This is a genomic window from Georgenia sunbinii, from assembly GCF_036421875.1.
Lineage (GTDB): Bacteria > Actinomycetota > Actinomycetes > Actinomycetales > Actinomycetaceae > Georgenia_B > Georgenia_B sunbinii.
Genome location: NZ_JAZGOL010000016.1, coordinates 1 through 10,010, shown reverse-complemented (window position 1 = coordinate 10,010; position 10,010 = coordinate 1). Strand labels below are relative to the sequence as shown.

At 68.3% G+C, this 10,010-nt stretch carries 11 protein-coding genes; 1 reads left to right on the top strand and 10 read right to left on the bottom strand.

Features of this window, described 5'->3' with window-relative positions:
- Nucleotides 1–290 precede the first annotated feature (290 nt).
- The 9 genes from V2J52_RS16930 to puuE all read right to left on the bottom strand — a co-directional run bounded on the left by V2J52_RS16930 (nt 291) and on the right by puuE (nt 8,291).
- The gene (locus V2J52_RS16930; protein ID WP_331228921.1) at nt 291–1,202 is read right to left on the bottom strand and encodes a sugar kinase; all 912 of its coding nucleotides are present in this window, start codon (nt 1,200–1,202) and stop codon (nt 291–293) included.
- Nucleotides 1,203–1,269: 67 nt separating this feature from the next.
- The gene (locus V2J52_RS16925) at nt 1,270–1,908 is read right to left on the bottom strand and encodes a bifunctional 4-hydroxy-2-oxoglutarate aldolase/2-dehydro-3-deoxy-phosphogluconate aldolase (RefSeq protein WP_331228920.1); all 639 of its coding nucleotides are present in this window, start codon (nt 1,906–1,908) and stop codon (nt 1,270–1,272) included.
- 58 nt (nt 1,909–1,966) lie between these two features.
- The gene (locus V2J52_RS16920) at nt 1,967–3,121 is read right to left on the bottom strand and encodes a sialidase family protein (RefSeq protein ID WP_331228919.1); all 1,155 of its coding nucleotides are present in this window, start codon (nt 3,119–3,121) and stop codon (nt 1,967–1,969) included.
- A 29-nt stretch (nt 3,122–3,150) separates the two neighbouring features.
- Nucleotides 3,151–4,149 carry an NAD-dependent epimerase/dehydratase family protein gene (locus tag V2J52_RS16915; RefSeq protein WP_331228918.1) on the bottom strand — a complete coding sequence of 333 codons (999 nt, stop codon included), beginning with the start codon at nt 4,147–4,149 and terminating at the stop codon, nt 3,151–3,153.
- Entirely contained in the window at nt 4,146–5,009 is an 864-nt protein-coding gene (locus tag V2J52_RS16910) for an energy-coupling factor ABC transporter ATP-binding protein (RefSeq protein ID WP_331228917.1), read from the bottom strand. Before V2J52_RS16910 ends, V2J52_RS16915 begins: the two co-directional genes overlap by 4 nt.
- Nucleotides 5,006–5,884, bottom strand: a complete 879-nt coding sequence (locus tag V2J52_RS16905) for an energy-coupling factor ABC transporter ATP-binding protein (protein ID WP_331228916.1) — start codon at nt 5,882–5,884, stop codon at nt 5,006–5,008. Before V2J52_RS16905 ends, V2J52_RS16910 begins: the two co-directional genes overlap by 4 nt.
- 8 nt (nt 5,885–5,892) lie before the next feature.
- Nucleotides 5,893–6,675 (bottom strand): energy-coupling factor transporter transmembrane component T family protein, encoded by a 783-nt coding sequence (locus V2J52_RS16900; protein WP_331228915.1) that lies wholly within the window; start codon nt 6,673–6,675, stop codon nt 5,893–5,895.
- A 28-nt stretch (nt 6,676–6,703) separates the two neighbouring features.
- Entirely contained in the window at nt 6,704–7,333 is a 630-nt protein-coding gene (locus V2J52_RS16895) for a hypothetical protein (RefSeq protein WP_331228914.1), read from the bottom strand.
- A 28-nt stretch (nt 7,334–7,361) separates the two neighbouring features.
- Nucleotides 7,362–8,291 (bottom strand): allantoinase PuuE, encoded by a 930-nt coding sequence (gene puuE, locus V2J52_RS16890; RefSeq protein ID WP_331228913.1) that lies wholly within the window; start codon nt 8,289–8,291, stop codon nt 7,362–7,364.
- Between the two features lie 223 nt (nt 8,292–8,514).
- On the opposite strand from puuE, the gene V2J52_RS16885 reads away from it, so the two are divergent.
- Nucleotides 8,515–9,375 (top strand): FCD domain-containing protein, encoded by an 861-nt coding sequence (locus tag V2J52_RS16885; RefSeq protein ID WP_331228912.1) that lies wholly within the window; start codon nt 8,515–8,517, stop codon nt 9,373–9,375.
- A gap of 114 nt (nt 9,376–9,489) precedes the next feature.
- Here the strand turns inward: V2J52_RS16885 and V2J52_RS16880 are convergent, their stop codons facing one another.
- Nucleotides 9,490–9,885: a PIN domain-containing protein gene (locus tag V2J52_RS16880; RefSeq protein WP_491062198.1), complete on the bottom strand. Its 396-nt coding sequence runs from the start codon at nt 9,883–9,885 to the stop codon at nt 9,490–9,492.
- Nucleotides 9,886–10,010: the final 125 nt, after the last annotated feature.

The window sequence follows — 10,010 nt, the reverse complement described above, 5'->3', positions numbered from 1 at the left end:
AGCGTCACTCGCTCCCCGGCGCGCACGGCATCGAGCACGCGTGCCGTCTCGTTACGAAGCTCCCGTACTCCCACCCGCATGTGCGACACGGTAGACCTCGCGGCAGGCGCCGCCGTGACAGCAGACTGTCGAGACGGAAGGCCGCTACCCCGCCGCCGCGACCGCGCTGACGGCCGACGTCGCCAATGAGCAGCAGGTCGCCGCACTAATCGACACGTCGGTGAGACGTTCGGGCGGCTCGATATCCTCGTCAACAACGCCGGTGGCTCGCAGTCCACGCCCAGTCAGGCTCAACCAGCTCTCCTGAGCAGCGCCGTCGCCTCAGCACGGGACGGCAGTCCCGCCGTGTCACCGGGGGCAGAGATAACGGCGGCAGCCAGCTCGGAGCCGAGCCAGGCGGCGCCACCGGCCGAGGCTCCCGCGAGTCGGCCACCCAGGTAGCCGCCGAGGAACGCGTCCCCCGCCCCGATCGGATCAACCACGGCGGCCGCACGGGTAGGGCAGTGGTGCGGCGAGCCGTCCTCCCCGGGGTACCAGCTGCCGCGCGGCCCGCCCTTGAGAATGGTCTCGCGCACGCCGGCATTGGCTGCCGCGGCGAAGACGCCGGTGGGATCGGTGGCGCCGAGCAGCGCGCCGGACTCGTCGTCCCCCAGAACCAGCAGGTCGGTGCGTGGAAGGATCCGCCGCAGCGTCTCCACCGCCGCCTCCGCCTGCCCTAGGTGGGGGCGCAGGTTCACGTCGACGACGACGGCGACGCCTCGTTCGTGGGCCTGCACCGCGATCGACTCGATCAGGTCCCTGGGACCGGGCCCAAGGGCTGCAGTGATCCCGGAGAGGACGACTGCGCGAGGGCACGCGCCGGACCACAGCCGGACAGCGTCGAATGAAGTCATTGCCGAGGCTGCCGAACCGCGGCGGTAATAGGCCACCTGCCGGCTCCCGTCGGGCGGGGTCTCCCGGAGGAAGAGCCCGGTGGGCCGCTCGTGGTCGAGCTCCACCAGGTCCGCCGAGATGCCCAACCGGTCCATCTCACCGAGCACGCGCCCACCCGCGAGGTCATCGCCGAGCCGCGTCAGCAGCGCGGCCCTTCCACCGAACCGGGCCACCGCCGCGCCCACGTTGTACTCGGCGCCCGCGACGTCGACCGTGACGCTCGTCGCCGTCACCAGCGTCGTCGGCGGCTCCGCCTGGAGGAGCAGCATCGGTTCACCCACGCCGACGACGTCGAGTGTCGTTCCGAGTGTGCGTGGCGTCGGGGGCCAGACCATCTCAGGCGCCGCCCCCGGCCGACCACGCACGCGCGAAGTCCGCCGCGCGCCGCTCCAGCACGTCCCAGGCACCGGTACTCACAACATCAGCAGCAACAAGAGCACTGCCGACCCCGACGCCGGCACAACCCAGTGAGGCGTACTCCTGTGTCAGCGCTGGGTCCACACCCCCGGTCGGCACCAGCGACACGTCCGGCAGCGGAGCCTGCAGCGCGGTGACGTACCGAGGGCCGCCAGCGACGTCGACGGGGAAGATCTTCACTGCTGCAGCTCCCTGCTGCCAGGCACTGTCGATCTCCGTCGGGCTCAGGGCGCCGCAGACCACCGGGAGCCCGGCCTGTCGCGCCTCGGCGAGCACCGCCGGCACGAGCGTCGGCGTGACGATGAACTGCGCGCCGGCATCGACGGCCCGGCGGGCGTCCTCGGCCGTCCGGACCGTCCCCACCCCGACGACCGCCTCGCCGCGGCCCCGCCAACGCGTCACGGCCTCGAAGGCGCCGGGGGTGTTCGCGGTGACCTCGATGGCGCGCACTCCCCCGGCCAGGACAGAGTCGAGCACCGCGTCCGGAACCGGCTCCGACAGCCGGACGATGGCGATCACCCCCGCTACCGCCGCCGGAACAACGTCAACGCCGGACACGGGCACCGCCTCCGGCCTCGAGCTTGCCATTTCCACAGCACAATCCTCCCGTCACGGCTCAGACCGGCTCCGGCTGCGCCTCGGCGACGTTGACGAGCACCTGCAGCCGTGAGTGCTCGTCGGCCGCCTCGCCGTTGAGGACGTCGTCCTCGGTGAAGCGGGCCAGGTAGATCTTGCGCTCGGTCATCCGCTGCCAGTCGTAGATGACGTAGATCGTCCCGTCCTCACCTTCGGTGGCGTCGGGGTACGAGATGTCGTCGCGCGCATCGAGCAGCAACGTGTGGGGCCAAGTGGCGCCGTCGTCGTCGCTGATGAGCGCGGTGAGGTTGGTGCGGCCCTTCCAGACCTTGACGTTGCCCTGCGCCTCCACATCGTCGCGCGAGAGCTTCTCGCCGAAGTCGTGGTGGTTGATCATGAGCAGACGCCCCGACTTCAGCCGCCGGATGTGGAAGCGCGAGCAGGGGCCCGCGATGTGGCTCTTGCGCCCGGGCGACCAGGTACGCCCGCCGTCGGTAGAGAACGCCTCACCGATGCCGTCGTAGCAGCGGACGAGCATCCACAGGGAGCCGTCGTTCTTCTCCACAACCATGTGCTCGTCGAACTGACGGTTCGGCACGTCGGCGCTGCCACGGTAGCTGACGGTCTCGCCCTGGTCGGTGCTGACGTAGACGTTGGAGTACCGTTCACCGTCGACCTCGGGGTGGTCCTCCGTGGGCGGGTGGTCGGACCAGATGGCGGTCGGGAAGAGCCACTCGCCGGCGCTGGTGACCATGGGCTTGTTCATCATGATCCCGTTGGCGATACGCCGCGGCTGCGACCACGTCGGCTTCTCGTCGTCGGGGTTCTCGCTGATGGCGGCCCACACGCCGACGCGGCCGTCGAAGAAGTCGTTGCTCTGGTTCCACGTCAGCCAGAGACGGCCGAGTGGGTCGGTCCAGAGGCACGGGTCGTAGCAGCGGACCTCGGGGTCGTCGTGCTCGATGACCATCTGCACGCTGTCCCAGGTGTCACCGTCGTCGTCGCTCGTGCTGACGACGACGAAGTTGCCACCCTTCTCGGTATCCATCCCCGTGTACCAGTTGGCGTAGAGGCGCCCCCCGGGAGTGCGCTCGAGCGAGGGAATGCCCTGCCACTGACGGTGGGTGTCCTGGTACTTCGCGCCGTCGGGACGGATGAGGATCTGGGCAGGCGTCATCGTGCCACGGTTGGCCATGGGTCCTTCTTTCTTCGTGAACGTGGGGTCTATGCGCGTGCGGGGAAGCACTCGGGGTTGTCGTGGGCCCAGGCGACGTACTCGGCGACCTGCGTCCGCAGGTCCCGGGGCCGCCAGCCGAGGTCGTCGGCCGCACGCTGGATGGAGTAGCAGGCGTTCTTGCCGTGACGCAGGTCCGGGTCCATGTCGACCACGGCCTTGTCGTAGGCGGCCGTGACGACGTCGGCGCCGAAGAGATCCACGAGCTCGGGCACGCCGGCGAGCGAGCCGCTGGCGAGGTTGTACGTGCCCGACCGGGCCGCCGTTTCTCCGCAGAGGGCCACGAGCGCGTCGGCGACGTCGACGGCACTCACCCAGTCACCGACCGCCCGGGTCGTGCGCTCGGTCAGTGCTGCCGGGCGCCCGTTGACGAGCGCGGAGGCCAGGTGGAACGGGAGCGACATGGAGGCGCGGGAGGAGCTGGGCCGCTCCATCGGCCCGAACACCTTGGTGAAGCGGACGATCGGCACATCGAGGTCGTAGAGCTCGCTGAAACGGCGAGCGACGAGCTCACTGGCCACCTTGCTCACGCCGTACATCTCATCGGGCAGGAGCGGGACGTCCTCCGGCAGTGGGCCGGTGTCCCCCGTGCCGGTGCCGTACACCGCTGCGCTGGAGACGTGGACAACCTTGCGCACCGACGGCGTGGAGCGGGCGGCGTCGAGCACCCGCGTGGTGCCCATGACGTTGACGTCGATGAACCGGGCGGGATTGGCCCGCTCCCACTCCGGGACGTGAGTGATCGTCGCCCCGTGGACGACGACGTCGGGAGCGGCAGCCTTGATCGCTGCGGTCACGGCGTCGCCGTCGCGTACGTCGAGCGTGCGGAACTGGACCCGCTCGACGGCGTTCCCTAGGGACCGTAGGAGCAGCTCGTCGGGTTCGGTGATGTCGACCGCGACGATCCGGCAGTCGATGTCCGACTCGAGCAGACGGTGCATGAGGACGCTCATGACGAAGCCGCGAGCGCCGGTGATGAAGATGGTCATGGTGCTCCTACGCCTTCACTGGTGAGGTTGCGTGCGGTCGACATCGCGGCCACGGCCTCGTCCACGGTGAGCACGCCGTGGTAGCCAAGTCGGGTGGCGAGCACTGCCGCCTGCGGCGGGCGGATGTTGGTCTCCTCGAGCACGTCCGGGCGACTGAATACCTCACGCGGGGTCCCGTCGGCCAAGACGTGCCCGGTCCGCATGGCGATGACGCGGCTGGCGTACTCGGCCACCAGCGCCATGTCGTGGGAGATGATCACCACCGTGCGACCAGTACGGTTGTAGCGGGCCAGGAACTCAAGAATGACCCGCCCCTCGTCCGGATCTTGGCCCGTCGTGGGCTCGTCGATCACGGCGACGTCCGGTTCCATCACGAGGGTCGAGGCGATGGCGAGCCGCTGGCGCTCGCCTCGGCTGAGGTGAACCGGATTGACCTCCTCGCGCCCCGCCAGACCGACCAGCCGCAAGGTCTCCTCCACCCGCGGACCGAGCGACTGCGGGTCGACGCCAAGGTTCACCAGCCCGAACTCCAGCTCCTCCCGGCAGGTGTCGTGGAAGATCTGCCGGTCGGGGTTCTGGAAGACGTAGCCGACGGTCGAGGACAGCTTGTGCAGCGGGATTCCGCGGGTGACGATGAGGTCACCGCTGCCCTTGCGCAGCAGGACCCGCCCACCCTTGTTCGTGGGCTTGAGCATCCCGTTGAAGTGCTTGGCCAGGGTGGTCTTGCCGGACCCGTTCTTGCCGATGATGGCGACGAACTCGCCCCGGTGGATCGTCAGGTCGACCCCGCCGAGCGCCTGGACCCGCCCTCCGTAGACGTGCTGGACGCCCTGGACCTCGATGACGCTGTCGTTGCTCACCTTGCCGCCTCCTGGTTCTGCGGGACGTTGTTGGTCGGATCGCTGGTCCAGATCTCCACGGCGGCGTCGATGCCTAGGGGCAGCCGGTCCGAGGGCCATGCACCCTTCTCCCTGAGGCCCAGTGCGATGTCCATGACCTGCGGTCGGTAGGGCGCTTGCCCACCGGTGAATATCTCGTGCGGTGTGCCGATGCCGGTGATCTTTCCGGCATCGAGGACCATGAGCCGGTCGGCGTAGATCGCGAGCTCCTCGACCTTGTGCTCGACGACGAGCACGGTGACGCCCTCGCTGGCGAGCACCTGGATGGCGCGCATGACGCTCTCCGTGCCGGCCGGGTCCAGCTCTGAGGTGGGCTCGTCGAGCAGCATGACGGAGGGGTTGAGGCAGAAGATCGAGGCCACGACCACCCGCTGCTTCTCACCGCCGGACAGCGCGTGGGTGAAGCGGTCCAAAAGGTTGCTGATGCCGAAGAGCTCGGCCGCACGGTCCATGCGGCGTTGGATCTCGTCGACCGGGACGCCCCGGTTCTCCATCCCCCAGGCCAGCTCCTCGCGCACCACGGTATTGACGAGCTGGACCTCGGGGTCCTGCATGACGAGACCGACCCGCGCAGCGATGTCGGTGAGGCTGCGGTACTCGCTGATGTCTTGCCCGAGCACCTCGATACGGCCGAGGTAGTCGGCGTCGTGCTCGTGGCGGGGAATGACGCCCGCCAGCGTCTTGAGAAGCGTCGACTTTCCCGCTCCCGTGGCGCCGAGGATGCCGATGACCTCTCCCTCGGCGACGTCGAAGGACACCTCGTCCAGCGCTCGGCGCTCGGCATCGTGGTACCGAAGGGACAGGCCCTCCACCGAGACAACAGGGTTCTTGGTCATCATTCCTCCTATGCCTGTACGAGCAGATCGGCGAACTGCAGCTGCAGGGCGATGAGGCCGGCGGCCAGGACCGCGATCCCCAGCACGAGCCCGGCATCGGCGGCCCGGAAGTGCAGGGTCCGGTAGAACGTGCGCGGGCCCGGGAGTCCGTACCCGCGCAGCTCCATGGACAGGGAGATGTCACCGCTGCGCTTCATCGACCCCACGAGCATGGGGAAAAGCATGCGCACGATCGCCTTGCCGCGACGGAACGGGTTCTTCGAGCTGCTCTCCGACGAGCCGCGCACGGCCATCGCCGTCAGCAGGGTCCGCGCCTCGTCCTGCATGAGGGGCAGGAACCGAAAGGCGAAGCTCGTCAAGTAGGAGAACTTGTACGGGACGCCCATCCGGTTCAGCGCCAGGGCGATGTCTGAGGGGCTCGTCGTCACCGAGAAGCCGTAGAAGCAGATGCCCATCGCCATGAGGCGCAGGCCGATCCCCAGACCGAGCAGGATGCCCCGCTCGGAGAACTCCACGGACCCCAGGGTGAACATCGGGTCGCCGGACTGCACCAACGCCTGGAGCAGCGTCAGCAGCACGACCAGCGGCACGATGAGCACCAGCGCCTTCCAGTACGCCCGCGGCGTGAGCCCGGCGAACACGGCCAGCGCCACCATGACGATGATCGTCAGCCCGACGAGGACGTCCAGACGGGTCGTCGTCAGCGCGAGCACCATGACGGCGAGGATGGCCAGAATCTTGGCGCGTGGGTCCGCGCGGTGGAAGTACGTATTCCCGGGTCGGTACAGCATGGTCCCGTCCTCCTGTCGTGTGCCGGTCTCAGATGGCGGCGGTGGTCTGCTCGGTGCGGGCCTTGGAGACGAGCCCCGTCTTCAGCAGACGACGCATGATGCCGTAGGTGATGAAGCTCCCCGCCAGGTAGGCCGGCTGGACGATGAGGACCTGGATGGTGATGAAGTCCCAGGGCAGGTGGAGGATCACCCGGTTGCCGACGCCGAACATCAGCGCGTCGAAGATGCCGCCGACCTGACCGATGAGCACGACCTCCCACAGCTTGAGCCCACGGTGCTTGGGCTTCATAAGCCACACGAGAAGCGCCACCGGGACGGTGTGCGCGGCGTTGGTGAGAAAGAGGAACGGCGCCATCGGCTGCGACGCCGTGAGGTTGGAGATGATCGGGTTGATCCATGCGGTGATGAGTGCTCCGGTCAGCCCGAAGAACGCGGCGGACGGAACCCAGATCGCGCACACGACGATGGCGGAGACGATCGGGATGCTGCCGCCGGTCAGCGCCAGGTCGAGGCGCTCGGTGATTTGCAGGATCACTGCCATGGACAGGCCGAGGAACACGCACGTGATGATCGTCCGGGTGTTCTTGGGCAGCAGGCTGAAGTCCCAGTTCGGCAGGACCGTCCACTTGCTCTGCTGGGCGGGAGAGTTATGTGACATGTCTGAATACCTCGTTGTACTTAGGGGGTCAGTTGAAAGCTGCCACCGGCACGGCGAGCGTGTCGGCAGCGGGCTGGTGGTGGGCGTGCCAGTGCTCGGCGATGTCGATACGCCGGGTGAGCCAGACGCCGTCCTTCTGGGCGACGTAGTCGAGGAACCGGAGGAGGTCGCCGGCGCGGCCGGGCCGGCCGCTCAGGCGGTTGTGCAGGCCGATGCTCATCATTTTCGGCTGGTCCGCGCCCTCGGCGTACAGCAGGTCGAAGGCCTGCTTGAGGTAGGCGGAGAAGCTCTCGGACTGGAAGCCGTAGCCGTTGACGTAACGACCGTCGTTGTTGTCCAGCGTGTAGGGCACCACGAGGTGCTGGTGGCCGTTGACGGTCTCCCAGTACGGGAGGTCGTCAGCGAAGGAGTCGGAGTCGTAGCGGAAGCCGCCGGCCTCGACGATCAGGCGGCGCGTGCTGGGCGACATGCGCCCGGTGTACCAGCCCACGGGGCGCTGGCCGGTGACCCGCTCGTGAACGTCGATGGCCTGGGCGATGTGGCGCCGCTCGTCCTCCTCGTTCATTTCCGCGTAGTTGATCCAGCGCAGTCCGTGGGACGCGATCTCCCAATCGGCTGCCTGCATCGCCGAGACGGCTTCGGGATTGCGCGCCATGGCTTGGGAGATGCCGAACACCGTCACCGGGATGTTCCGGTCGGTGAGCGCGCGGTGCAGTCGCCAAAAGCCGACGCGCGAGCCGTACTCGTACTGAGACTCGACGTTCAGGTTGCGCAGGTGCGGGAGTTCCTTCGTCGGCTCCTCGGTCAGGAACGCCTCGGAGACGGCGTCCCCATGGAGGATCGACCGCTCGCCGCCCTCCTCGTAGTTCAGCACGAACTGGACGGCCACACGGGCGCCTCCCGGCCACTGCGGGTCCGGGACGTCGTTCGCGTACCCAATGAGGTCGCGAGGGTACATTTGTCCTTCTTTCGCTCGGCGCAACTCTGGGCCTTGGCGGGCGCCCTGCCGTCATCTGACAGAGGCGTCGGTCATCGGTGACCAAGGCCTGTCAAACCTGGCACCCGCCTGGAGGGCTTGTCAAGTCCCGCGGTACCGTAGGGCCAGCCGCGCCGGGCTCTCCGTTCCCATGGCAGCGCAGGTGTTGACGGCAGCGCTGTTCGGTCGGCTACGATTCACAGGAGTGACAGACATCTGTCAGTGGTGCCGACCGAGTGATGCGAAGGGGCTGTTGATGGCGAACGATCGGGAGGAAGTGCTGAGGACTCTGCTCACGGTGCTTGCCAGCGCGCCGGGCCCAATCGGCACACGAGCTGCTCGACTCGCCCTCGAGGACATGGGCATCGCCGTCAGTGAGTCCTCCGTATCCCGACGGCTGCGCGAGCTCGACGAACGGGGCTGGAGCATTCCCATGGGGGCCAAAGGTCGCGTGCTGTCGCCAGACGGTCAACGACGCCACGCGGCCCTTGAGTTCTCCGACCGCACCACAGCGTCCATCGGGCAGGCGGTGGACGTCCGGGACGTCCGCGACCTCCTCGACCTGCTCCAGGCTCGCAAGGCGGTGGAGAGCGCCGCCGCCGCAGATGCCGCCACCCACGCGAGCACCCCCGATCTCGACGAGCTGCAGCAGCTCGTCGGCCAGCACCGCCAGGCCGTCGGCACCACTGACATGGCACAGCAACCAGGCTTGGACCTCCATCGCAAAGTCGCTGCCATCGCCCCGAACCGGATGCTGAAGACCCTCACCGGGCTCGTCCTGGCCCCCCACCTCGACCGCGTCGAGGCGGTCCTCGACATCGTCCTCGGCACTGACGATCACCAGAGCAACGTCGTCGAGGAACACCAGCAGATCGCAGATGCCATCTGCTCACGTGACCCGCAGGCAGCTGAGCGGGCGATGGACGCGCATTTCGACAAGATGATCGACGCCGGCCAGCGCCTCGTCGTCGGCGAGAGCGCGTCGGTCGTCAGCCGACTGCTGAGTTGGATGGAGACGAGCGCTCACTCGACGCACATGCACGTCCCGGAGACATCGCGGATCTGAGCGGCACGCTCGCGGCTAGGTAGTCACCCGAGCAGGCCGGTCGCCCGGGCGACGTCGAGCCACCGGTCGGTACGCATGCCAAGCAATCCGGGGCATCCGCCGGGAGCGAGACGATCACACCAGGTGCACCCGCAGCGCGGGGTGGGTGACGGCGATGCGCTCGAAGTCCTCGTCCTGCGTGACCACCGGGAGGCCGTGGGTGACCGCGGTCGCCGCGATCATCGCGTCAGTGAGCCTGACCGTTCGGTGTATCCCGGCAGCACGACAGTCGACGACCAGCCGCGTCCATCCGGTCATCACCGCCTCCGTGATCGGGAGCGGGTCCGCCTCACGCGCCAGCGCCAACGTGTCGGCGCGCCGGGCGCGAACATCGTCGTCCGTGGCAGCCAGCACCCCCAGCCCCAGCTCGCCGATGGTCACCACCGACACCGCAACCCTGTCAGGCAAGGCACCGAGCGGACGGTCCACCCCGCGCGCGATGAAGACGGTGTCCAGCAGCCCCGATGTCACAGCTCGGCCAACGTCCCGCCCGCCAACTCGTCGAGATCCGCACGCAGCCCACCGTCTGCGCTTCGCTCCCGGAGCTGCTCACCGAAGGAAGCACCCGAGAGCCACCGCGTCCGCGCACCGTGCGG

Bases quoted from the DNA above. Each gene is read 5' to 3' on its own strand.
- V2J52_RS16930 (WP_331228921.1), bottom strand. From the start codon at position 1,202: ATGCTGCTCCTCCAGGCGGAGCCGCCGACGACGCTGGTGACGGCGACG.
- V2J52_RS16920 (WP_331228919.1), bottom strand. From the start codon at position 3,121: ATGGCCAACCGTGGCACGATGACGCCTGCCCAGATCCTCATCCGTCCC.
- V2J52_RS16915 (WP_331228918.1), bottom strand. From the start codon at position 4,149: ATGACCATCTTCATCACCGGCGCTCGCGGCTTCGTCATGAGCGTCCTC.
- V2J52_RS16905 (WP_331228916.1), bottom strand. From the start codon at position 5,884: ATGACCAAGAACCCTGTTGTCTCGGTGGAGGGCCTGTCCCTTCGGTAC.
- V2J52_RS16900 (WP_331228915.1), bottom strand. From the start codon at position 6,675: ATGCTGTACCGACCCGGGAATACGTACTTCCACCGCGCGGACCCACGC.
- V2J52_RS16895 (WP_331228914.1), bottom strand. From the start codon at position 7,333: ATGTCACATAACTCTCCCGCCCAGCAGAGCAAGTGGACGGTCCTGCCG.
- puuE (WP_331228913.1), bottom strand. From the start codon at position 8,291: ATGTACCCTCGCGACCTCATTGGGTACGCGAACGACGTCCCGGACCCG.